The 20,766-nt window shown below is 61.1% G+C and carries 23 protein-coding genes; 10 read left to right on the forward strand and 13 right to left on the reverse strand.

The window, feature by feature from the left end; translation table 11 throughout:
- Nucleotides 1-210 precede the first annotated feature (210 nt).
- The 4 genes from ACODTD_RS27775 to ACODTD_RS27790 form a co-directional block, all read right to left on the reverse strand.
- Nucleotides 211-1,269 (reverse strand): PA0069 family radical SAM protein, encoded by a 1,059-nt coding sequence (locus ACODTD_RS27775; RefSeq protein WP_489105402.1) that lies wholly within the window; start codon nt 1,267-1,269, stop codon nt 211-213.
- Nucleotides 1,270-1,343: 74 nt separating this feature from the next.
- Nucleotides 1,344-2,645, reverse strand: coding sequence for a c-type cytochrome (locus ACODTD_RS27780; protein WP_489105403.1), 1,302 nt, complete (start codon nt 2,643-2,645; stop codon nt 1,344-1,346).
- Nucleotides 2,646-2,657: 12 nt separating this feature from the next.
- Nucleotides 2,658-4,442 carry a GMC family oxidoreductase gene (locus ACODTD_RS27785; protein ID WP_011331807.1) on the reverse strand — a complete coding sequence of 595 codons (1,785 nt, stop codon included), beginning with the start codon at nt 4,440-4,442 and terminating at the stop codon, nt 2,658-2,660.
- 2 nt (nt 4,443-4,444) lie between these two features.
- Nucleotides 4,445-5,191 (reverse strand): gluconate 2-dehydrogenase subunit 3 family protein, encoded by a 747-nt coding sequence (locus tag ACODTD_RS27790; protein ID WP_221615852.1) that lies wholly within the window; start codon nt 5,189-5,191, stop codon nt 4,445-4,447.
- A gap of 296 nt (nt 5,192-5,487) precedes the next feature.
- Between ACODTD_RS27790 and ACODTD_RS27795 the strand changes: the two genes are divergently transcribed.
- Nucleotides 5,488-6,132 carry a phosphatase domain-containing protein gene (locus ACODTD_RS27795; RefSeq protein WP_221615853.1) on the forward strand — a complete coding sequence of 215 codons (645 nt, stop codon included), beginning with the start codon at nt 5,488-5,490 and terminating at the stop codon, nt 6,130-6,132.
- Here ACODTD_RS27795 and ACODTD_RS27800 read toward each other — a convergent pair.
- The 3 genes from ACODTD_RS27800 to prlC form a co-directional block, all read right to left on the reverse strand.
- Nucleotides 6,119-8,161 (reverse strand): M3 family metallopeptidase, encoded by a 2,043-nt coding sequence (locus tag ACODTD_RS27800; RefSeq protein WP_489105404.1) that lies wholly within the window; start codon nt 8,159-8,161, stop codon nt 6,119-6,121. The genes ACODTD_RS27795 and ACODTD_RS27800 overlap by 14 nt on opposite strands.
- A gap of 114 nt (nt 8,162-8,275) precedes the next feature.
- Nucleotides 8,276-8,566, reverse strand: coding sequence for a YheV family putative zinc ribbon protein (locus ACODTD_RS27805; protein WP_197869021.1), 291 nt, complete (start codon nt 8,564-8,566; stop codon nt 8,276-8,278).
- Nucleotides 8,563-10,641 (reverse strand): oligopeptidase A, encoded by a 2,079-nt coding sequence (gene prlC, locus ACODTD_RS27810; protein WP_282475185.1) that lies wholly within the window; start codon nt 10,639-10,641, stop codon nt 8,563-8,565. The genes ACODTD_RS27805 and prlC overlap by 4 nt, the downstream gene beginning before the upstream one ends.
- Nucleotides 10,642-10,703: 62 nt before the next feature.
- Here prlC and ACODTD_RS27815 point away from each other — a divergent pair, with 62 nt between their 5' ends.
- Together ACODTD_RS27815 and ACODTD_RS27820 are read left to right on the forward strand one after the other, a co-directional pair.
- Complete coding sequence (locus ACODTD_RS27815; protein WP_064379538.1) at nt 10,704-11,249, forward strand: gamma carbonic anhydrase family protein; 546 nt, start codon at nt 10,704-10,706, stop codon at nt 11,247-11,249.
- Between the two features lie 28 nt (nt 11,250-11,277).
- A complete protein-coding gene (locus ACODTD_RS27820) occupies nt 11,278-11,928 on the forward strand; it encodes an HAD family hydrolase (protein ID WP_489105405.1) in 651 nt (216 codons plus the stop codon).
- 3 nt (nt 11,929-11,931) lie between these two features.
- Here the strand turns inward: ACODTD_RS27820 and ACODTD_RS27825 are convergent, their stop codons facing one another.
- Nucleotides 11,932-13,017 carry an aminopeptidase gene (locus ACODTD_RS27825; protein WP_489105406.1) on the reverse strand — a complete coding sequence of 362 codons (1,086 nt, stop codon included), beginning with the start codon at nt 13,015-13,017 and terminating at the stop codon, nt 11,932-11,934.
- A gap of 58 nt (nt 13,018-13,075) precedes the next feature.
- Between ACODTD_RS27825 and ACODTD_RS27830 the strand changes: the two genes are divergently transcribed.
- Together ACODTD_RS27830 and ACODTD_RS27835 are read left to right on the forward strand one after the other, a co-directional pair.
- Nucleotides 13,076-13,498: a PA0061/PA0062 family lipoprotein gene (locus ACODTD_RS27830; RefSeq protein ID WP_489105407.1), complete on the forward strand. Its 423-nt coding sequence runs from the start codon at nt 13,076-13,078 to the stop codon at nt 13,496-13,498.
- Nucleotides 13,499-13,538: 40 nt separating this feature from the next.
- On the forward strand, nt 13,539-13,958 hold the full coding sequence (locus tag ACODTD_RS27835; protein WP_108558944.1) for a PA0061/PA0062 family lipoprotein: 420 nt from the start codon (nt 13,539-13,541) through the stop codon (nt 13,956-13,958).
- A gap of 6 nt (nt 13,959-13,964) precedes the next feature.
- Here the strand turns inward: ACODTD_RS27835 and ACODTD_RS27840 are convergent, their stop codons facing one another.
- Both ACODTD_RS27840 and ACODTD_RS27845 read right to left on the reverse strand, forming a co-directional pair.
- Nucleotides 13,965-14,204 (reverse strand): DUF1161 domain-containing protein, encoded by a 240-nt coding sequence (locus ACODTD_RS27840; protein ID WP_007953935.1) that lies wholly within the window; start codon nt 14,202-14,204, stop codon nt 13,965-13,967.
- A 102-nt stretch (nt 14,205-14,306) separates the two neighbouring features.
- Nucleotides 14,307-14,738, reverse strand: a complete 432-nt coding sequence (locus tag ACODTD_RS27845) for an OsmC family protein (protein ID WP_011331817.1) — start codon at nt 14,736-14,738, stop codon at nt 14,307-14,309.
- Nucleotides 14,739-14,981: 243 nt separating this feature from the next.
- On the opposite strand from ACODTD_RS27845, the gene ACODTD_RS27850 reads away from it, so the two are divergent.
- Nucleotides 14,982-15,983 (forward strand): LLM class flavin-dependent oxidoreductase, encoded by a 1,002-nt coding sequence (locus ACODTD_RS27850; RefSeq protein ID WP_489105408.1) that lies wholly within the window; start codon nt 14,982-14,984, stop codon nt 15,981-15,983.
- Nucleotides 15,984-16,044: 61 nt separating this feature from the next.
- Here the strand turns inward: ACODTD_RS27850 and ACODTD_RS27855 are convergent, their stop codons facing one another.
- Both ACODTD_RS27855 and ACODTD_RS27860 read right to left on the reverse strand, forming a co-directional pair.
- Entirely contained in the window at nt 16,045-16,269 is a 225-nt protein-coding gene (locus ACODTD_RS27855; protein WP_011331819.1) for a DUF1161 domain-containing protein, read from the reverse strand.
- A 128-nt stretch (nt 16,270-16,397) separates the two neighbouring features.
- On the reverse strand, nt 16,398-16,613 hold the full coding sequence (locus tag ACODTD_RS27860) for a dodecin (RefSeq protein ID WP_007953919.1): 216 nt from the start codon (nt 16,611-16,613) through the stop codon (nt 16,398-16,400).
- 156 nt (nt 16,614-16,769) lie between these two features.
- Between ACODTD_RS27860 and ACODTD_RS27865 the strand changes: the two genes are divergently transcribed.
- Entirely contained in the window at nt 16,770-17,096 is a 327-nt protein-coding gene (locus tag ACODTD_RS27865) for an ElaB/YgaM/YqjD family protein (protein WP_011331820.1), read from the forward strand.
- On the opposite strand, the gene ACODTD_RS27870 is transcribed toward ACODTD_RS27865, so the two are convergent.
- Nucleotides 17,069-17,986 carry a LysR family transcriptional regulator gene (locus tag ACODTD_RS27870; protein WP_489105409.1) on the reverse strand — a complete coding sequence of 306 codons (918 nt, stop codon included), beginning with the start codon at nt 17,984-17,986 and terminating at the stop codon, nt 17,069-17,071. The genes ACODTD_RS27865 and ACODTD_RS27870 overlap by 28 nt on opposite strands.
- Nucleotides 17,987-18,098: 112 nt before the next feature.
- Between ACODTD_RS27870 and trpB the strand changes: the two genes are divergently transcribed.
- From trpB to ACODTD_RS27885, 3 genes are all read left to right on the forward strand, one after another.
- A complete protein-coding gene (trpB, locus tag ACODTD_RS27875; protein ID WP_236192574.1) occupies nt 18,099-19,331 on the forward strand; it encodes a tryptophan synthase subunit beta in 1,233 nt (410 codons plus the stop codon).
- Entirely contained in the window at nt 19,331-20,143 is an 813-nt protein-coding gene (gene trpA / locus ACODTD_RS27880) for a tryptophan synthase subunit alpha (protein ID WP_489105410.1), read from the forward strand. Before trpB ends, trpA begins: the two co-directional genes overlap by 1 nt.
- A gap of 122 nt (nt 20,144-20,265) precedes the next feature.
- A complete protein-coding gene (locus tag ACODTD_RS27885; protein WP_197869030.1) occupies nt 20,266-20,709 on the forward strand; it encodes an anti-virulence regulator CigR family protein in 444 nt (147 codons plus the stop codon).
- Nucleotides 20,710-20,766 lie beyond the last annotated feature (57 nt).

A 20,766-nucleotide genomic window follows, 5' to 3' on the forward strand; every position in this document is an offset into this window, starting at 1 on the left:
AGTCGTTCCCGTGTATTCCGGTGTGAAGCCAGTGGCTGTTTAGAACATCCGGGTCATCCCGACCCGTCAGTCACTCGATGAACAAGGTAACCGCCGAAACTTAACTCAAACTGAATCAAGCGCTCTAGAACGTGTGTTCCAGGTCACAAAAAACGTGACCGGGGTAAACCGGTCAAGCATTACTTCCTCTCAACCATAGGCCAATTGACCCTAAATCAGCGCCATCTGGCGACCCGGTGGACAGAAGGCCGTGCAATCGAGGTTGAAACCTTCGCGGTGATTGAGCCCCAGGCGCTTGATCGCTTTGGCGAAGCGCTGGGCGAGCAGATCGGCGAACGGACCCTCGCCGCGCATCCGGGCACCGAAACGGCTGTCGTACAGCTCGCCGCCACGGCTCTGGCGGATCAGGCTCATCACATGCGCCGCACGTTGCGGGTAGTGCGCCTCAAGCCATTCCTCGAACAGCGGCGCCACTTCCAGCGGCAGGCGCAGCATCATGTAGGCCGCGCTCTGGGCGCCGGCCGCGTGGGCCTCGGTCAGCAGGCTTTCGATTTCGCTGTCGTTGATCATCGGAATCATCGGCGAACACAGCACACCGACCGGAATCCCCGCCTCGCGCATGACCCGGATCGCCCGCAACCGGGCCTTGGGCGCTGCAGCGCGGGGTTCGAGAATGCGTTTGAGCTCGTCGTCCAGGGTGGTCAGGCTGATCATCACCGCCACCAGCCGTTGTTGCGCCAGTTCGGTGAGCAGGTCGAGGTCGCGCAGGATCAGCGAGCCCTTGGTGACGATGGTCACCGGGTGCCGGTAGCGCAGCAGCACTTCCAGGGTCTGGCGGGTGATTTTGTGTTCGCGTTCGATCGGCTGATAGGGATCGGTGTTGGAGCCGAGATTGATCGGCGCGCATTGATAGCCTTTTTTCCCCAGCTGTTCTTCCAGTAGCTGTGCCGCGTTGGTTTTGGCGATCAGTTTGGTTTCGAAATCCAGCCCCGGCGACATGTCCCAATAGGCGTGGCTGGGACGTGCGTAGCAATAAATGCAGCCATGCTCGCAGCCGCGATAGGGATTGATCGAGCGGTCGAAGGGCAGGTCCGGCGAGGTGTTGCGGGTGATGATGGTCTTTGCCGTCTCAAAGCTGACTTCGGTGCCTTGGGTCAAAGGCACTTCCTGAAACCAGCCGTCATCCTCGGCCACCGAGCGACTCGGCGCGAAGCGGTTGTGCGGGTTGGTGGCGGTGCCGCGACCGCGCGGAGGAAGAGGGGTGGACATGGCAGTGCCTCGATACTGTTTATATATACAGTATCGAGGCGCTGTCGATCTGACCAGTGCCGTTTGGCGAACAGTCAGTTGTGCTGTGTCACCTGGCCGAGGTCATCGTTCGAGGTTTGCTTCATATCGTCCTTGCGCAATTCGGCGACATCAGCGGCCTTGACGGGCGCGCCCTTGTTGCCCCAACTGCCACGGATGAAGCTCACGACATCCGCCACTTCCTGATCCGACAGGCGCCAGGCGAAACCGGGCATGGTGAAGGTGGACGGTGCCGCGTGCGTCGCCGGCAGCGTTCCACCCTTGAGCACGATGTGGATCAGCGAAGTCGGGTCGTCCGATTGCAGCACCGGATTGCCTGCCAGCGCCGGGAACACCCGGGTGTAGCCATGGCCGTCCGTGCGGTGGCACGCCGCACAGTTGTCGATGTAGACCGACGCACCGCGCTGACTGTCGTCACCGTTCCACAAGGCCTTGGCAGCTTTTTCGTCGTACTGGTGCGGCTGGTCGGCAGGGTCATTGGCCGGCAGCGATTTCAGGTAACGAGCAATCGCGGTCAGGTCGGCGTCGGTCATGTATTGCATGCTGTGGGTGACCACGTCGCTCATGCCACCGAACACCGCACTGCGGTCGCTGCGCCCGGTCTTGAGGAACTGCACCAGTTGTTCTTCGCTCCAGCTGCCGAGACCGTCCTTGTGGTCGCCGCGCAGGCTCTTGGCGATCCAGCCTTCCAGCGGCGCACTGCCTGACAGAAAACTGCTGCCTTCGGCTGCGCTCAGGGATTTTTCCTGCATGGTCAAGGCCCGTGGCGTATGGCAGGCGCCGCAATGTCCGAGGCCTTCCACCAGATATGCCCCACGGCTGACGACGGCATCGTCCGACGCGGGTTTGTAGTCCTCGACCTTCGGCGCAAAGAGCCAGCGCCAGCCCATCAGTGGCCAGCGCATACTCAAGGGCCACGGGATATCGCTGGCCTTGTTCTCTTGCGCCACCGGTTCCACGCCGTGCATGAAGTAGGCGTAGAGCGCCTGCATGTCGGGTTCGCTGACACGGGCGTAGGACGGATACGGCATCGCCGGGTACAAGGTACTGCCGTTTTTGGCCACGCCATGGCGCAAGGCTTGGTCGAAGTCCTCGAAACTGTAGTCACCGACACCGGTTTTGTCCGGTGTGATGTTGGTCGAGTAGATCGTGCCGATCGGGGTTTCCATCGGCAGGCCACCGGCGAACGGCTTGCCGTTCTTGGCCGTGTGGCAGGCCACGCAGTCGCCGGCACGGGCGAGGTATTCACCTTTTTTGATCAAGGATTGATCAATTTCGGCGCCGTGGGCGGCAGCGCTGCCGAGCAGCGCCAGGGTCGCGATAACGAGAGTTTTCATGGTCATCGCTCCTTAAGCCTGAACCAGCGGGCCGGGGTTTTTCAGGTATTGCTCGCGGATCGCTTTCGCCGACCAGTAGGTCAGCGCAGCAACCAGCCCGGTCGGGTTGTAACCCAGGCCTTGCGGGAATGCCGAGGCACCCGGAACGAACACGTTGTGCACGTCCCAGCTCTGCAGGTAGCGGTTGAGCGCGCTGGTCTTCGGGTCGGTGCCCATGATCGCGCCACCGTTGAGGTGGGTGGTCTGGTACGACGCGGTGTTGAAGTGGTCGCCGACTTTCTTGCCGATCACGGCGATGGCTTTCGGGCCCATGGCCTCGGCGATCTTGCCCATTTTCTCGACCATGAAGCGGTTCATCTTGATGTCGTTTTCCTGCCAGTCGAACGTCATCCGCAGCAGCGGCATGCCGTAGGCATCGCGGTACACCGGGTCCAGATCGAGGTAGTTGCCACGGTAGGACTGATGCGCGCCGTGGGCGTCCATCGACACCTGGTGGGTGTAGTAATCGGCAGTGGCGCGTTTCCACGCACTGCCCCAGGCCGGGGTGCCCGGTGGGTTGGAGGTGCCGGCGATCGGTCGGCTGCCGGCCTGGTTGACCCACATCGGCGAGCCACCGACGAAGCCATGCGGCCCGTGATCGAAGTTGTCGGCGTTGAAGTCATCTACCGCCACACCGTTGCCGCCGGCACCGATGAAGTTGTTGGTGTGGGTGTTCTTGTCGAAGAACGCCTTGATGGTGGCCATGTTCTGGTAGGCAAAGTTGCGCCCGACCACACCTTCACCGCTGACCGGGTCGTAGGGTTTGCCGATGCCGGAGAGCAGCATCAGGCGCACGTTGTGCAACTGGAACGCGCCGAGGATCACCAGGTCCGCCGGTTGCTCGATCTCCCGGCCCTGGCCGTCGATGTAGGTGACGCCGGTGGCTTTGGTTTTCGTGCTGTCGAGGTTGACCCGCAGCACATGAGCGTTAGGCCGCAATTCGAAATTCGGCAGTGGCTTCAGCGCCGGCAGAATGTTCACGTTTGGCGAAGCCTTGGAATACATGTAGCAAACGTAGCCACTGCAGAAACCGCAGAAGTTGCACGGGCCCATCTGCGCGCCGTAGGGGTTGGTGTACGGCCCTGACGTATTCGCGGATGGCAGGTTGTAGGGTTTGTAACCGACTTCGGTAGCCGCTTTGCCGAACAGCTGTGCGGAAACCGTGTTCTTCTGCGCTTGCAGCGGGAACGGATTCGAGCGATCCGGTGCGTACGGGTTACCGCCCTTGCCCTGGCCGACCAGTTGGCCTTTTACCGTCCAGGCCTGGCCGGAGGTGCCGAAGACTTTTTCGGCGAAATCGAAGAACGGCTCCAGCTCTTCATAGCTGACGCCGAAGTCCTGGATGGTCATGTCCTTGGGGATGAAGCTTTTGCCGTAGCGCTCTTCGTAGTGGCTGCGCATGCGCAACTCGATCGGGTCGACCCGAAAGTGCACGCCCGACCAGTGCAAGCCGGCGCCGCCCACGCCATTGCCCGGCAGGAACGCGCCCAACTGGCGGTTTGGCAGGGCGATGTCGTTGACGCTGTGACGGATGGTGACAGTCTCTTTGGAAATGTCCTGGAAGAGTTTTTTCCGCACGCTGTAGGTGAGTTCGTCGATCACCTGGGGATAGTTGCCGTCAGGGTAGGTGTCCTGCATCGGCCCGCGTTCCAGCGCCAGCACGTTGAGGCCGGCCTCGGTCAGCTCTTTGGCCATGATTGCACCTGTCCAGCCGAAACCGACGATCACTGCGTCGACCTTCTTCATTACCGTTGCCATGCTCACGCCCTCTTGCCGCGAATCGAAACTGCCGGGAAGGGGTATTGCTCGTTGCGTTCCACCCAATCCATGAAATCGGCGCGGGCGCCGGGGAAGCCGATCATGGTCCAGCCGACCATGCCTTTATTGCCGCCGTGGATCGGGTCGCAGAAGAACCCTTCCTTGGTGTTCTGCAACAGCAGACTGAAGAAAATCTTCGCCGGAACCGCGTCGAATTGCGGTTTTCCGGCTTCAAGCTGCTTGAGCAGATCGTCTCGGGTAGCGCTGTCTTGCTCGGCAAATGTTTTACCGTTGATGGATTTTGCCCACTGATCCGTGGCGGCAATGCCGAGGCGATAGATCTCTTTTGGCACCAGTTTGCTCTGCCAGCCCATCTCGGGCGCAGCGTCGGCGTTGAATGGCCCTTGCATGTACCAGAGGGCACCGGCGGCGTACGGCGTGTTCATCTGACGGTCGATGTATTCCGGCACGCCAGCTTCGAGTGCACCTGGGCCTTGTGCGTCGTTGGGGATCAATTGCGCGACGGCGGCATTGATGAACGCCCACTCTTCGGCAGTGAAATAGCTTGGCTGATAGGTACTGGCTTCAACGGCGGCCGGTTTCGCCGGGGGCGTGGCAGGCGCACTTTCCGGCGCGGCTTGCAGCACGGTGCTGCCGAGTCCGCTGCCGGCGAGGGTAACCACTGGAATCAGGGTCAGGGATTTGCGCAAAAACTCACGCCGCGGGTTGTCTCGATCTTCATCAGACATGGGGGTGCACCTCATCAGGCATTGATGGTTGTCAGCCGTTTCTGCGAACGGCTCAAGAATTTTCTGGCTGCGACGTGGCCGGAATGACCGGGGGAAGGGGACGCGTCTGCAACATGATGTGACAAATGGTAGCAGGCTAAGCAACCGGATGAACCGATTCACCCAAAAAAACAGCGCTTTTCGATCAAGGGAATCGCGATATTCACGATTCTTTTACAAGCGCCTCACAGGGATTTGACTGCGAAGCTCGCAAGCTGCGGCCTTCATTGACGAAACCCACACGGTCGCCGTAAAGCATGTTCCTGACGCGTTTTTCCTCCGTACTCTGTTTGTCGCTGCTTGCCCTGTTCGGCTGGACTTCAGCTCAAGCCGCGGACACTCTGGCTTCCCGTCCCGTCGAGTGGGCGCAACCGGTAGAAGTGCAATACAACCTGTTCCAGATGTCGCCCACGCTTTACCGCAGTGCACTCCCCGATGACGGCGCGGTGCCGTTGCTGAACAACCTGAAGGTGGTCACGGTCATCAACTTCCTGCCGGAAGCGGATTCCAACTGGCTGAAAGCCCCCGGTATCCATCAGGTGCAATTGCCCTATCGCACCAATCACGTGGACGACAGTGATGTGCTCAAGACCCTGCGTGCCATTCAGTCCGCCGAGGCCGATGGCCCGGTGTTGATGCACTGCAAGCACGGTTCCGATCGCACCGGCCTGATGGCGGCGATGTACCGGATCGTCGTGCAGGGCTGGAGCAAGGAAGACGCCCTGAACGAAATGACTCAGGGCGGCTTTGGTGAAAGTGGTCACTTCCGCGACAGCGTGCGCTACGTGATGCAGGCCGATGTCGATAAGTTGCGCACCGCGCTGGCCAATGGCGATTGCAGCACCAGCGCGTTTGCCACGTGCTCGATGAAGAGCTGGTTTCAGACGGTCAATCTGAAGTAATCCTTCCGGCCTCCCCATTTACGAGGCCGGCGACCGGCCGGCCGATGAACGCTTCAACCGCATCCAGGAGCGGACGCCCCGCACCCGGTGTAAAGAACGTTGCGCGAAACTCACGACCGGTTTGCGCATTGAACACCCAGTCCCGGCTGAAGCGCTTGAACGCTTCCTGAGCCAGCACGCCCGACCAGACGTAGGCATAAACCGAGGCGTCGTATTGGGTCACCATGTAATCGAATCCATTGGCGAAGCGGTGATCGTCCGGCAGTTGCAGATGACCCAGGCTGCGCTGCACATCGGTGCAAGTCTCCTCGACCGAGCGCCCATCGCCGTGGGTCAGGTGCAGCTCGAAATCGATCATTGCCCCCATCAGCAACAAGGCCTGTTGCCGGGCGGAATGGGCCTGACTGGCTGACAATGCCGCGTCGACCCTTGCTGCGCTCAAGCGTTTGCCCGTCTGAAAATGAGCACCCAGCCACAGCAAAAACTCACGCGACAGACACCACTGCTCGAACAATTGCCCGGAAAACTCCGCCGCTTCATGGCCCAATTGAAGGATGCCGGACAGGCTGTGATGGGGCGAGCGCGTCAGCACGTGCTGGAGGCAATGGCCGAATTCATGAAACAGCACCCGCAGATCGTGGAGCTCGAGCCGGCACGGATGGGTATCGCTGGCCGGTGTGAAATTGCTGTAGAGCAGGGCAATCGGCAGCGCCGGGCGGCCTTCGGCATTGATCCGGCGGTTGCGCAGCGTGAAGGTGCCGGGGAAATCCGCAGCGCCATCGCGGTGAAACGGATCGAGGTAGATGTAGCCGATGACCTGCTCATGCTCGCTGATTTCCAGCAGGTGCACATCGTCGTGCAAGTGCCCACCGCCGGATTGCTCGACGATGCGGATCCCGAACATTCGTTCGCAAAACAGCAAGAGCCTGCGCAGGGTGCCCTCGAGCGGGAAGTAATCCCGCAGGTTTTCAAGCGCACCGGGAAACTGCTGCTGGCGCCATTGTTCGGCGAGGAAGTCTTCATCCCACGGCTGGACCCGGTCGATCCCGCGTTGCTGCGCGAAGTCTGTCAGTTGTTCTGAATCCTGCGCGAGGGTAGGTGCCAGTTGCGCCGCCTGACGCTGTAGAAAACCACTAACCCATGCCGTTGTCCCGGCGCTGTTTTTGGCAAGACTCAGTTGCGCGGCGTTTTCATGACCGAGCAAACGGGCTTTCTGCTGGCGCAAGGCGAGCAGCTTCTTCAGTACCGGGGCGTTGTCGAAGCGGCCGGCCAGCGGCCCTCGATCGGAGGCACGGGTCATGTAGGCCACATAGCATTCCTCCCGCAAGGCGCGGTTCTCGGCGTATTTGAGGATGTGCTGGAAGGTGTTCTGGTCCAGGCGGATCAACCAGCCGTCATGGCCGGTCTGGCGTGCGGCGAGTGCCAGCCGATCCTTCATCGCCGGCGGCAGGCCCGTAAGCAGTGCCACATCGTCAACACGTTTGCTCCACGCCTCGGCCCAGCGCTCGAGGTTGTCCAGAAATACGAATTCCAAGCCTCCGATCTCGCGGTTCAACCGCGCCAGCTCCTGCTGCTGTTCAGTGGGAAGCTCAATGCCCGACTGCTTGAATCGGCGCAGAATTCGCGACAGTGCGATGTTGCGCGCCTCATCGAAACTGCCGGCGATCGAGCTCTGCGCCAAACGCTGATAGGTCTCGTACAACCGGCGATTGTGGGCTTTTTCAGAGCGATACTGATTGATCGCCAGATGCGCCTTGGCGCTTTCTACAAGCCAGACGGCATCGTCGGACCTGCCCACCGACAGGGTTTCGAGAATCGAGCGGATTTCACTGAGGCGGGCGTCGGCTTCGTCGATGCTCAGCACCAGGTCATCCCAGCCAGGATGCTCGGTTTGACTGGCGATCACCTGGGCGATGATGCGTCGATTGTCGGTAATGATGCGGTTGACTGCCGGCACGAGATGCTCGGCGCGAATCGCCGGCCAGGGTGGCAGCGTCCAGTGTTGCAGGAGGGGATTGGTGTCGGGCATGGCAGCTTCCTTCGAGGCGTGGCGCAAAAGGCCAGCCTACGAAGCAAGTGCGGGGGACAGGTGTTAAGCCAATACCACCTTCCACCGACGAATCGTGGAAGGTGGGGGTCTGGATCAGTGCTGCTCGTCGGGCTTTTTCTTCAGCTTCGGATTCGGGAAGAACTGCACCGCCTGAACCGTTTTGTCCGGTGCCGGCTTGAGCGCGCTGGTGTTGACCCGCGTGCCCAGCTCTTTTGGAACCGACAGCCCTTGGGCATTGAGCGTATCGCTGTAGCCGCACGCCACGCATTCACGGTGCGGGACATCGTCCTCGCTCCACATCATCAGTTTGTCCGGCTCGCTGCACGCCGGGCAGACCGCCCCGGCGATAAAGCGTTTTTTGGTCTTCACGGATGCCTCACTCATGCTGCCGCGTCCTCACTCAGGCCGCTGTGGCGCAAGAGTGCGTCAATCGACGGCTCACGGCCACGGAAGTCGACGAACAGCACCATCGGCGCCTGCGAACCTCCGCGGGCGAGGATCGCTTCGCGGAACGCGCGACCGGTGTCGGCATTGAGCACGCCGTCTTCTTCGAATTTGGAGAAGGCATCCGCCGACAGCACTTCCGCCCATTTGTAGCTGTAGTAACCCGCCGCGTAACCGCCGGCGAAGATGTGCGCGAAGCTGTTCGGGAAGCGGTTGTAGGCCGGAGGTCGCATTACCGAGACTTCGTTGCGTACGCCTTCCAGCACTTGCGCGACGCTGCGGCCGTCGCCGTGGGTGGCGTGCAGTTCAAAGTCGAACAGTGAGAACTCCAGCTGACGCACCATCATCAGGCCGGACTGGAAGTTTTTCGCCGCGAGCATTTTTTCCAGCAGATCCTGCGGCAGCGGCTCGCCGGTTTCGTAGTGGCCGGAAATCAGCGCCAGACCTTCCGGCTCCCAGCACCAGTTTTCCATGAACTGGCTCGGCAGCTCGACCGCGTCCCACGCCACGCCGTTGATACCGGAAACGCCGGCATGCTCGACGCGGGTCAGCAGGTGATGCAGGCCGTGGCCGAATTCGTGGAACAGGGTGGTCACTTCATCGTGGGTCAGCAGCGCAGGTTTGCCGCTGTCGGCCGGGGTGAAGTTGCACACAAGGTTGGCCACCGGGCTTTGCAGCACGCCGTCGACGGTGCGGCGACGGTCGCGGGCGCCATCCATCCACGCACCGCCGCGCTTGTTGGCGCGGGCGTAGAGGTCGAAGAAGAAACGGCCGACGTGCTGACCGTTTTCCTTGATTTCGAACAGGCGCACGTCCGGGTGCCAGGTGTCGAAGCCTTTCAGTTCGGCGATTTCGATGCCGTACAGACGCTGAACGATGGCGAACAGCCCACCCAGCACTTTGTCGATCGGGAAGTAGGCGCGCAGGGTTTCCTGGGCGACGCTGTAGCGTTGTTCACGGAGTTTTTCACCGTAGAAACCGCTGTCCCAGCTTTGCAGATCGGCGCAGCCCTGTTCGGCGGCGTAAGCCTTGAGCTGTTGCAGGTCCTGGGCGGCGAACGGTTTGCTGCGTTTGGCCAGATCACGCAGGAAGCTCAGCACCTGATCGCTGGATTCAGCCATTTTTGTGGCCAGGCTCAGTTCGGAGAAGCTGGAGAAACCCAGCAGCTTGGCCAGCTCCTGACGCAGGTCGAGGATTTCGTCCATCACCGGGCCGTTGTCGTTCTGGCCGGCATTCGGGCCTTGATCCGACGCACGGGTGCAGTAGGCAGCGTAGACTTCTTCACGCAGCGCACGGTCCTGGGCGTAGGTCATCACCGCGTAGTAGCTCGGGAATTCCAGGGTGATCAGCCAGCCGTCGAGGCCTTTGGCCTGTGCGGCAGCAGCCATTTGCGCCTTGGCCGAATCGGTCAGGCCGGCGAGGGCGGCTTCGTCGGTCAGGTGCTTGGTCCAGGCCTGGGTGGCGTCGAGCAACTGGTTGGAGAAGCGGCTGCCCAGCTCGGACAGCTTGCTCTGTACTTCGGCGTAGCGCTTCTGATCGGCTTCGGGCAGATCGATACCCGAGAGGCGGAAATCGCGCAGCGCATGTTCCAGAATGGTTTTCTGGGCGACGTCGAAACTGGCGGCTTCCGGGCTGTTGGCCAGGGCTTCATAGGCCTGGAACAGCTCGCGATTCTGGCCCATTTCGGTGGAGTAGGCGCTCAATGCCGGCAGGCACGACTCGTAGGCTTCACGCAGTTCGGCGCTGTTGCACACGGCATTGAGGTGGCTGACCGGACTCCAGGCAGCGCCCAGGCGATCATTGAGTTCGTCCATCGCCAGCACCAGCCCGGCCCAGGTCGGGTTCTGGCCCTGGGTCTTGAGGATCTCGGCGATGGCGGCGCGGTTGTCGGCCAGGATGGTTTCGATGGCCGGCTGCACGTGTTCGGCACGGATCGCGGAGAACGGCGGCAGGTCGTAGGACTGCAGAAGAGGGTTGTTCACGCTCACGGTTGGCACCTTGGCTGGAAGAAACATGCGCCCATCTTAATTACAATCGACACCCACCGCAGCTATCGGCGACAGAGAGAGAACTAATCGTGTCCCTTCGCAAGTACCAGAATCACACCCCACGCTTGAGCCAAGGCGCTTTTGTCGACGGCTCGGCGGTGGTGATCGGCGACGTCGAAATCGGCGAAGACAGCTCCGTGTGGCCGTTGACGGTGATCCGCGGCGACATGCACCGCATCCGTATCGGCGCGCGCACCAGCGTGCAGGATGGCTGTGTGCTGCACATCACCCACGCCGGCCCGTTCAATCCAGACGGCTTTCCGCTGTTGATTGGCGATGACGTGACCATCGCCCACAAGGTCATGCTGCATGGCTGCACCGTCGGCAGCCGCGTGTTGATCGGCATGGGCAGCATCGTCATGGACGGCGCAGTGGTCGAGGACGATGTGATCATCGGCGCCGGTAGCCTGGTGCCACCGGGCAAGCGCCTGGAAAGCGGCTTTCTTTACGTGGGCAGTCCGGTGAAACAGGTCCGCCCGCTGACCGACAAGGAAAACGCCTTTTTCACCTATAGCGCGGCGAACTACGTGAAGCTCAAGGACCTGCATCTGGCTGAAGGCTACGACCAGCTCTGACTTTTCTTTCTACCGCCCGGGATTTTTCATGCATTACCAGACCGTACTGTTCGACCTTGACGGCACCCTCACCGACCCGCGTGAGGGCATCACCCGCTCCATCCAGTTCGCCTTGAGCAAACTCGGCATCGACGAGCCGGATCTGACCAGACTGGAACACTTCATCGGCCCGCCGCTGTTGCAGGCGTTCATGCAGTTTTATGGTTTCGACGAAGCCAAGGCCTGGGAGGCGGTGAATTACTACCGCGAGCGCTTCAAGGTTACCGGCCTGTACGAGAACCGGGTGTTCGACGGCGTCGCGCCGTTGTTGGAAACCCTGAGCGGCCAGGGCCGGCAGCTGTATATCGCGACGTCGAAGCCGTGGGTGTTCGCTCGGGAAATCGCCCGGTACTTTGATTTTGCCAAACACTTCAAGGTGATCTACGGCAGCGAACTGGACGGCACCCGTACCAACAAGGTCGAGCTGATTGCCCACCTGATCGCCGAGGAAAGACTGGACCCGGCCAGTACGTTGATGATCGGTGACCGCAAGCACGACCTGATCGGTGCTCGCAGCAACGGTCTGGACGCGGCGGCCGTGGGTTACGGTTTTGGCAGCCATGAAGAGCTGAGCGCTGAAGCACCGGCGTATCACTTCGAGACGCTGGCGGAGCTGCATCAGGCGTTTTTGCAGCGCTGATCTTCAATCCGGGCGAAGGGCAGCCAGCTCACGCAGTGCTGCCTTGCGCTTGTCCGCCGGCAATTTACCCAGCTGTTCGACCCGCGCATAAAACTGCTGCCAATCTCCCTTCACTTGCCCGAACAACGCCGCAAACGCCGGTACCCATTGGTCATATAGCCCGAACGGCAACAGCCGTGCGTTGTTCAACGGCGCATTGACCCAGGCGTCATAGCGTTTGTCGCCAGCCCACTGGCCATCGCGCATCGCTCGATAATCCTGTCGAAACCGTTCGAACTCCGCCGCCTTGCGCTCGCGCATCTGCGCCGTCGCCAATGGCTGCGCATAGAGTTTTTCAAGGCGTGAGCGGGTATCGAGGATCAACTGAATGAATTGATCGCGCTGCCTGAGCTTCGAGTCGTTTTCCGGGGGCAAGCCGCGAAACGCTCGCCATTGCCGCGTACCTTCCTGCTCGACGAAAGTCGCGAAAGACTCGTTGAACTCGGTGTCGTCCTTAACATAGAAGCGCTGATGGGCCAGTTCGTGGAAGATTAGCGTCGCCAGACGCTCGTCGCCCCAGCCCATCATCGAATTGAGGATCGGGTCGTTGAACCAGCCGAGGGTCGAGTAGGCCTCGACGCCGCCGATTGACACGTCCATGCCTTGCAGTCGCTGAATCGCGGCTTCGCCCCGCGCCGCGCTCTGGCTGTAGTAGCCGCGATAGGCCACGCAACCGGCAATCGGGAAGCAATGGTTCTGCGGGCTCAGGGAAAACTCCGGGGTGGCGAACACATTCCACACGACAAACGGCCGACCGATATCGGCGTAGAGGCGATAGCTTTGATTGTCCGGCAGGTGCAGGTGTTCGCTGGCGAAGGTCCGGGCTTTCTGGGATTGGGCCAGGTGAGTACGCAGCTTGGTGTCGCGAGCCGGGTCGGCGATCACCTTGGCCACCGGCTCCCGCGCCCGCAAAAGCTGCAGCTGACCGCTGGCCAGCTGGCCGTAATAGCTCAGGCTTGAGCAACCGTTGAGCAACAAAATCATCACACCCGGAAACAAAATCCGCAAAACGCGATCAAGTAACCCATGGCTTGGAAGCGGCCTGATCAAAATAAGAAATCCCCCCGGAAAGTCTGCCCAAGACTATCCCGCCCATTGGAGCTCCGCTATGCGCATGTTGATACTGACAGGAAGCGTGCTGACGCTGGCCGGTTGTGCCGGATTCGGAATGCCGACCCCCGACCCCTCGCAAGCCTGGATCGATCTGGATGCCCGGCAACAGGACACGGCGCTCCAGGCGCTGGAAGTCGACGACAAGGCTTCCGTCGATCATCGTTATTTCGAAGTGCAGCCCGGCAGCCATGAGCTGAGGGTGCGTTATCAATTTCCGGTCGAGGCGACCAACATCGGCCCGGATGCCGAGCCGCTATGGCGTGATTGTCAGTTGAGCGTGAAATTCAAGGATTTCAACGCCGGCCAGCGTTATCAGTTGCAGGCGGGAAGCATCGGTTTCCGCCCGTGGGCCAAACTCTACGATCAACAACGCAACGTGGTGGGCCAGGGCACGCCGGCAGGCTGCCAGCGAACCTGATCGGCGTTATGCTGGATGTCCGAACTCACGGACATTCATCATGCGCACGTTGATGCTGTTGCTCGCCGCCGGCCTGCTCGCCGGTTGCCAGACACCATTGCCCCCCGTCGACCCGAACATGGCCTGGGTCGAATTCTCGACGCCGTCCCCGGGTGGTAAGTTGCTGATGGCCGAGCGTCTCGACAACCAGCGGCTGACTGACGGGCGTTTCTTTCAGGTAACGCCCGGAAGCCATGAGTTGAGGGTGCGCTTCGATTTTGAAGTGTTCGGGGGAGGCGGCAGCCTGATGACCGGCCCGGTGGAGCGCCTGTGTTATCTGACCATCCGCTACGATCATTTCGAAGCGGGGCAGCGCTACAGGCTGGAAGGCCGTTCTCTGGCCTTCACCCCGAGTGCCCGCCTGTATAACGACAAGCGGGAAATCGTCGCCGAGGATCGCGAAGTCAACTGCATCATCTGAGGCGTATCAGCGGTCGTTCTTCTGATAGATGATGGCTTTGGTGCCGTTGTCGCAGGTGCCGACGATCATGGCGATGTCGTGTTTCTCAGCCTCCTCTTTGGAGACTATCTCCAGGGTGTAGGAGGGCACGGCATTCGCCTGAATCTTGATTTCAATCTCTTGCTTGAGTTCTTCGCAGTCTTTGGGCGCTGCGAAGGCCGACGTTGCCAGCACGCCACAGATAACCGCCAAGGCAAAACGTTTCATGGTTGAAGCTCCATCGAAGCAGCGCGCACGAAGATGCGCGAAAGCTGCTGTCACTTATTCGACCACATTTTTGCCTGGCGGGTTCTGATCCGGCTCAAGCAGTCAGCTGACCAGTGAGGCGTCGAGGCTGATTTTCGCATTCAGCACCTTGGACACCGGGCAACCTTCCTTGGCCTTGTTGCTCAGCTCCTCGAACTGCGCCTGGGTCGCTCCCGGAATTTTTGCCTTGAGAATCAGTTTCACTGCGGTGATCGCAAAGCCGCCGTCCACCTGATCCAGCGTGACCTCGGCCTGGGTGTCGATGCTGTCGGCCTTGAGCCCGGCGTCACCGAGAATCATCGAGAACGCCATGGAGAAACAGCCCGCATGGGCAGCGCCGATCAGTTCTTCCGGATTGGTGCCCTTGCCGCCCTCGAAGCGCGCCTTGAAGCCGTAGGGCGCTTCACGCAGGACGCCGGTTTCGGTGGAAATCGAGCCGATGCCGGTTTTCAGGTCACCTTCCCAATGCGCGGATGCCTTCTTCACGATAGCCATGTGTGCCTCCTTCAATTCGGGCGCGAAACGTCGCGCCGTCGTGGTTTTTGCCTGCAAGGCTTCTGAGGATAGACGCCGGGACAAAGTTCAGCCCAAGTAAATCGTTGACTTTTTTAGTAGGAAATTTCGGATCGGCTATTGAAACTCGGGTATATGCCCTCATTGCACAGAACACGCTTATGAATTGGGCAGGTTTGCGTTCGCCAAGAACACACCTGCGCCCTCAATCGGAGATGCAGGTTTATGAAGCAACTGTCCGACGTAAAGTTTTCCACCCTCGACCTGGTGCCGGTGCGCGAGAACGGCAGCCCGGCCCAGTCGCTGCGCAACTCGCTGGATCTGGCACAGCACGTCGAGAAGCTCGGCTACACGCGGTTCTGGGTCGCCGAGCACCACAACATGGATGGCATCGCCAGTTCCGCCACCTCGGTGTTGCTGGGTTATCTGGCCGGCGGCACGTCGACCATTCGGGTCGGCTCCGGTGGCGTGATGCTGCCCAACCACGCGCCGCTGGTTATTGCCGAGCAGTTCGGCACCCTTGAAAGCCTCTATCCGGGTCGGATCGACCTCGGCCTGGGCCGTGCACCGGGTTCCGATCAGATGACTGCCCGTGCCCTGCGCCGCGAGCGCTCCGGCAGTGCCGATGATTTCCCTGAAGACGTGGCTGAACTGGCGCGCTTTCTCGGGCCGCGCACCCCTGATCAGCGCGTGATCGCGATGCCGGGCACCGGCACCAATGTACCGATCTGGCTGCTCGGTTCCAGCCTGTTCAGTGCGCAACTGGCCGGCGAGCGCGGTTTGCCCTACGCCTTCGCCTCGCATTTCGCACCGCGCTTCATGCACGAGGCGATTCGCGTCTACCGCAACCACTTCAAGCCATCAGCGGTACTCGACAAGCCGTACGTGATGCTCGGCGTGCCGCTGGTGGCGGCCGATACCGATGAGCAGGCCGATTACCTGGCAACGTCGGTGTACCAACGAATCCTCGCGCTGATGCGTGGGCAAAGTCTGGTGCAGCGTCCGCCGGTAAAAACCATGGACGGCCTGTGGTTGCCCCACGAGCGTGAGGCGGTGGGGGATTTCCTCGGTCTGGCGATGGTCGGCAGTCCGCAGAAAATCCGCGCGAAGCTGGAAGTGCTGATCGAACAGACCCAGGCTGACGAACTGATCTTCACCTGCGACCTGTACGAACACGCCGACCGCCTGCACTCCTACGAGCTGCTGGCGCAGGTGATGAAGGGCTGAACCCGATAGCCGTTCAGAAAAAAGCCGACGCATTGCGTCGGCTTTTGTTTTTCCGGCGTGATCAGCCGCGGGTGTAGACGATCTCTTTGGCGCCGCCTTCGCAGGTACCGACGACTTTGCCGCCACTGGCTGCACCCTTGTCGACAACCTCCAGCGAATACCCGGAAACGCCCTTGGCATCCAGCTTGGCCGCAATTTCGGCCTTCAGTTCTTCACAGGGCTTGCCGGCAGCAAACGCACCACCCGCAAGGCTCAACAAACCTACTGCCAATATCAACTTCTTCATCGGTCGCACTCCCTGGTCGGATTAATTAAGGCGGGCAGCGAGCCTTTCGCTCGATGCGCTCACCTCGTAGCGCATTGCCATTCCTATGGCACTCGGCCAGCGCGCAAGTTCAGAAGCGTAGACCAAACTCAGCTGCTGGCAATCCGAAACCCGACTTTCAGGGTCACTTGAAAGTGCGCCGCCTTGCCGTCCTTGATGTGGCCGCGGGTTTCGGTCACTTCGAACCATTCCAGATGCTTGATGCTCTTGTTGGCCTCGGCCAACGCATTGTTGATCGCGTCTTCGATGCTGCTGGTGGACGAACCGACCAGCTCGACTTTCTTGTAGGTGTGATGGTCACTCATGGTGTTCTCCTTGACGTGTGCAATTGAGCCTAGCAGCGATTTGCCGTGTTGATTTCGGCGATCCGGGCGAGAGGAAGTTCAGATTTTCTGCACTTTCCAGAAACGCTGAAGTCCCAACCAACACACGCCACTCATCACCAATGCAGGAGAGCCACCATGGCCAACACCTCGTTACGCAAAGCCTCGTTGCAAAGCATGGAAGCGGAGATCGAGAGTCTGCTCAAATCGTTGGAAAGCCTGAAGGACGACGCTTCTGACGAGTCGCGCAAGACCCTCAAGGCGCTGAAAAGCAATGCCGAAAGTGCGCTGAAACATTCGCGCAGCCTGCTCAGCGATGCCTACGAAGAAGTCAAAGTCAAAACCCGCGAGACCGGGATCGCCACCCGCGATTACGCGCAGGAACACCCGTGGACGACTGCCGGTGTGGCGGTTGGTGCGCTGGGTCTGCTGGCCGCTTACTTGCTGTTCAAGCGCGGCGAGTGATCCGCCTGGCGCAGCTCGTTTTTGAGCCACTGCGCCAATTGCCGGGCGCGTCCGTCTGCGGCGCGCTTGGGTAGCCACAACGCCAGTTGCGCCGAGGTTTCACTGAAACCCCACGGCGCGACCAGGCGTCCGGCCTTCAAGTCTTCGGTCACCAGCGGTTCCGGCGCGATCGCCACGCCCAGCCCGGCGACGGCCGCTTCCAGCAAGTAATACAAATGCTCGAAACCTTGCCCCAGCTTCAACGCCTTGGCGTCGAGGCCGCTTTGCTGCGCCCAGCTCGGCCAGGCTTGCGGGCGTGAGGTTGTGTGCAGCAAGGGTTCGTCGAGCAGGGCAATGGGCGGTGCCGATTGCAGGCGCTGGTAGCCACTGAACAGCGGGCTCATGACCGGGCCGATGCGCTCACTGGCCAGCTCATAGACCTGCATGTCTGCCGGCCACGGCGGTTCTGCGAACAGCAGCAGTGCATCCAGCCCCGGACGGCGCGGATCGAGATCGCCTTCCCCGGCCGACAGGTGCAGACGCAAGTCCGGCAGATCGGCATTCAAGCGTCCCAATCGCGGAATGAACCAGCGTGCCAGCAGACTGCCGGAGCAACCGAGCACGAACGGCGCATCGGCGGTGCTTTGGGTCAGTTCGGCGCAGACGCTGCGCAAACGGTCGAACGCCTCGCCGCTGGCATCGCGCAGGCGAACGCCGGAATCTGTGAGTTTCAGGCCACGACCGTCCTTGACGAAAAGACTGACACCGAGGTGCTCTTCCAGCACCTTGAGCTGGCGACTGACCGCACCGTGCGTTACGTGCAGCTGTTCGGCAGCCTGGCTGACGCTGTTCAGCCGGGCGGTGGCTTCGAAGGCGCGCAGGGCGTTCAGCGGGGGAAGGTCATGGCTCATGATATCTGTGAGTTTTCCTGACAGGTTGTGGCGATCTTATCGGTTTTCAGCCTGGAAGGTCAGGGGTAGAGTGAACGCCATTGTCTTCTCGTGAAATCCGCTGGAGCGAACCATGACCCAGACTTCGAACACCTCCGATCTGCGTAACGGCCCTGACGCCAACGGCCTGTTTGGCTCGTTCGGCGGCCGTTACGTTGCCGAAACCCTGATGCCGTTGATCCTCGACCTGGCCCGCGAATACGAAGCGGCCAAAGAAGATCCGGCGTTCAAAGAAGAATTGGCCTACTTCCAGCGTGACTATGTCGGACGTCCGAGCCCGCTGTATTTCGCCGAGCGCCTGACCGAGTTCTGCGGTGGCGCCAAGATCTACCTCAAGCGCGAAGAGCTGAACCACACCGGCGCGCACAAGATCAACAACTGCATCGGCCAGATCCTGCTGGCGCGGCGCATGGGCAAAAAACGCATCATCGCCGAGACCGGCGCCGGCATGCACGGCGTGGCCACCGCCACCGTGGCTGCGCGTTTCGGTCTGGACTGCGTGATCTACATGGGCACCACTGACATCGAACGCCAGCAGGCCAACGTGTTCCGCATGAAGCTGCTGGGCGCCGAGGTGATCCCGGTGGTCGCCGGTACCGGCACCCTGAAAGACGCAATGAACGAAGCGCTGCGTGACTGGGTGACCAACGTCGACAGCACCTTCTACCTGATCGGCACCGTGGCCGGTCCGCACCCTTACCCGGCCATGGTTCGCGACTTCCAGGCGGTGATCGGCAAGGAAACCCGCGATCAACTGCAAGCCCAGGAAGGCCGCCTGCCGGACAGCCTGGTGGCGTGCATCGGCGGCGGTTCCAACGCCATGGGCCTGTTCCACCCGTTCCTCGACGACAAGAGCGTTGAAATCATCGGCGTCGAAGCCGCCGGTTACGGCATCGAGACCGGCAAGCACGCGGCCAGCCTCAACGGCGGTGTACCGGGTGTGCTGCACGGCAACCGCACCTTCCTGCTGCAGGACGACGATGGCCAGATCATCGATGCCCACTCGATTTCCGCCGGCCTCGACTATCCGGGCATCGGCCCTGAACACGCGTGGTTGCATGACATCGGCCGCGTCCAGTACACCTCGGTGACCGACGACGAAGCCCTCGCCGCATTCCACCAGTGCTGCCGTCTGGAAGGGATCATCCCGGCACTGGAAAGCGCCCACGCCCTGGCCGAAGTATTCAAACGCGCACCGAAACTGCCGAAGGATCACCTGATGGTGGTCAACCTGTCCGGCCGCGGCGACAAAGACATGCAGACCGTCATGCACCACATGGAACAATCGAAGCAGGAGAAACACTGATGAGCCGCCTGCAAACCCGCTTTGCCGAACTCAAGGAACAGAACCGCGCCGCCCTGGTGACCTTCGTCACGGCTGGCGACCCGGACTACGACACCTCGCTGGCGATCCTCAAAGGCCTGCCGAAAGCCGGTGCCGACGTGATCGAACTGGGCATGCCGTTCACCGACCCGATGGCCGATGGCCCGGCGATTCAGCTGGCGAACATCCGTGCCCTCGGTGCCAAACAGAACCTGAGCAAAACCCTGCAAATGGTGCGCGAGTTCCGCCAGGACAACAGCGACACGCCGCTTGTGCTGATGGGTTACTTCAACCCGATCCACAAGTTCGGCGTCGAGCGTTTCATCGCCGAAGCCAAAGAGGCGGGCGTGGACGGCCTGATCGTGGTCGACATGCCTCCGGAGCACAACTCGGAGCTGTGCGACCCGGCCCAGGCGGCGGGCATCGACTTCATCCGCCTGACCACTCCGACTACCGATGATGCACGTCTGCCGAAAGTGCTGAATGGCAGCTCCGGCTTCGTTTACTACGTGTCGGTTGCCGGTGTGACCGGTGCCGGCGCGGCGACGCTGGAACACGTCGAAGAGGCGGTGGCGCGTCTGCGTCGTCATACCGACCTGCCGATCAGCATCGGTTTCGGTATCCGCACGCCGGAGCAGGCCGCGTCCATTGCGCGTCTGGCCGATGGTGTGGTGGTGGGTTCGGCGCTGATCGATCACATCGCCAACGCGACCACGCCGGACCAGGCCATCGACGGCGTGCTGAGCCTGTGCTCGGCGCTGTCCGAAGGCGTGCGTAAGGCTCGCGTCAGCTGAAGGTAAAGTTCCTGATACAGAGGAATTAGGGCTTCGCGGCACAGACTAATTGAGCAAGACCGAGGGGTTCAGAGCCAGGTTCTGAACCCCTTTTTGCTGTCAGTGCAGTGAGGAAAGATCCGATGAAAATGCCGAAACGTCTGATTGCCAGTCTGGGCGCGCTGATGATCAGCGCAGCGCCGCTGCTGGCCAGCGCCGATCCGCGCGACGATCACGACCACGGCGGCCCGCAGCAGGGCCACTACGACAATCGAGGTGGCGATCACCATGATTGGCAAAGCAACCATCGCGGCGGCCCGCCGCCTCGGGACTTCGGCCCGGTGCGTCAGGTGATCCGTGACAATCATGGCTATTTCGTTCGCGGTGCGCCGCCCCCTCCAGGCATCCACCTGGTCCGTGGCCGACCGCTGCCCCATGGCTATTACGGCGAGCGGCTGGATAACCGGGCGTTGAGTCGCCTGCCGTATTACCCGGGTTATGAATGGCGTCGCGCCGGTGGTGACATCGTGCTGATCGCGGTGGGCACCGGGATCGTTTACGAAGTGCTGGATGGCGTTCTGTACTGATCGTCAGGCAATAAAAAAGACCGCAGCCTCACAGGCTGCGGTCTTTTGTTTTCGGGG

The organism is Pseudomonas sp. FG35, assembly GCF_057809295.1.

Bases quoted from the DNA above. Each gene is read 5' to 3' on its own strand.
- ACODTD_RS27775 (WP_489105402.1), bottom strand. From the start codon at position 1,269: ATGTCCACCCCTCTTCCTCCGCGCGGTCGCGGCACCGCCACCAACCCG.
- ACODTD_RS27780 (WP_489105403.1), bottom strand. From the start codon at position 2,645: ATGAAAACTCTCGTTATCGCGACCCTGGCGCTGCTCGGCAGCGCTGCC.
- ACODTD_RS27785 (WP_011331807.1), bottom strand. From the start codon at position 4,442: ATGGCAACGGTAATGAAGAAGGTCGACGCAGTGATCGTCGGTTTCGGC.
- ACODTD_RS27790 (WP_221615852.1), bottom strand. From the start codon at position 5,191: ATGTCTGATGAAGATCGAGACAACCCGCGGCGTGAGTTTTTGCGCAAA.
- ACODTD_RS27795 (WP_221615853.1), top strand. From the start codon at position 5,488: ATGTTCCTGACGCGTTTTTCCTCCGTACTCTGTTTGTCGCTGCTTGCC.
- ACODTD_RS27800 (WP_489105404.1), bottom strand. From the start codon at position 8,161: ATGCCCGACACCAATCCCCTCCTGCAACACTGGACGCTGCCACCCTGG.
- ACODTD_RS27805 (WP_197869021.1), bottom strand. From the start codon at position 8,566: ATGAGTGAGGCATCCGTGAAGACCAAAAAACGCTTTATCGCCGGGGCG.
- prlC (WP_282475185.1), bottom strand. From the start codon at position 10,641: ATGTTTCTTCCAGCCAAGGTGCCAACCGTGAGCGTGAACAACCCTCTT.
- ACODTD_RS27820 (WP_489105405.1), top strand. From the start codon at position 11,278: ATGCATTACCAGACCGTACTGTTCGACCTTGACGGCACCCTCACCGAC.
- ACODTD_RS27830 (WP_489105407.1), top strand. From the start codon at position 13,076: ATGCGCATGTTGATACTGACAGGAAGCGTGCTGACGCTGGCCGGTTGT.
- ACODTD_RS27835 (WP_108558944.1), top strand. From the start codon at position 13,539: ATGCGCACGTTGATGCTGTTGCTCGCCGCCGGCCTGCTCGCCGGTTGC.
- ACODTD_RS27840 (WP_007953935.1), bottom strand. From the start codon at position 14,204: ATGAAACGTTTTGCCTTGGCGGTTATCTGTGGCGTGCTGGCAACGTCG.
- ACODTD_RS27845 (WP_011331817.1), bottom strand. From the start codon at position 14,738: ATGGCTATCGTGAAGAAGGCATCCGCGCATTGGGAAGGTGACCTGAAA.
- ACODTD_RS27850 (WP_489105408.1), top strand. From the start codon at position 14,982: ATGAAGCAACTGTCCGACGTAAAGTTTTCCACCCTCGACCTGGTGCCG.
- ACODTD_RS27855 (WP_011331819.1), bottom strand. From the start codon at position 16,269: ATGAAGAAGTTGATATTGGCAGTAGGTTTGTTGAGCCTTGCGGGTGGT.
- ACODTD_RS27860 (WP_007953919.1), bottom strand. From the start codon at position 16,613: ATGAGTGACCATCACACCTACAAGAAAGTCGAGCTGGTCGGTTCGTCC.
- ACODTD_RS27865 (WP_011331820.1), top strand. From the start codon at position 16,770: ATGGCCAACACCTCGTTACGCAAAGCCTCGTTGCAAAGCATGGAAGCG.
- ACODTD_RS27870 (WP_489105409.1), bottom strand. From the start codon at position 17,986: ATGAGCCATGACCTTCCCCCGCTGAACGCCCTGCGCGCCTTCGAAGCC.
- trpB (WP_236192574.1), top strand. From the start codon at position 18,099: ATGACCCAGACTTCGAACACCTCCGATCTGCGTAACGGCCCTGACGCC.
- trpA (WP_489105410.1), top strand. From the start codon at position 19,331: ATGAGCCGCCTGCAAACCCGCTTTGCCGAACTCAAGGAACAGAACCGC.
- ACODTD_RS27885 (WP_197869030.1), top strand. From the start codon at position 20,266: ATGAAAATGCCGAAACGTCTGATTGCCAGTCTGGGCGCGCTGATGATC.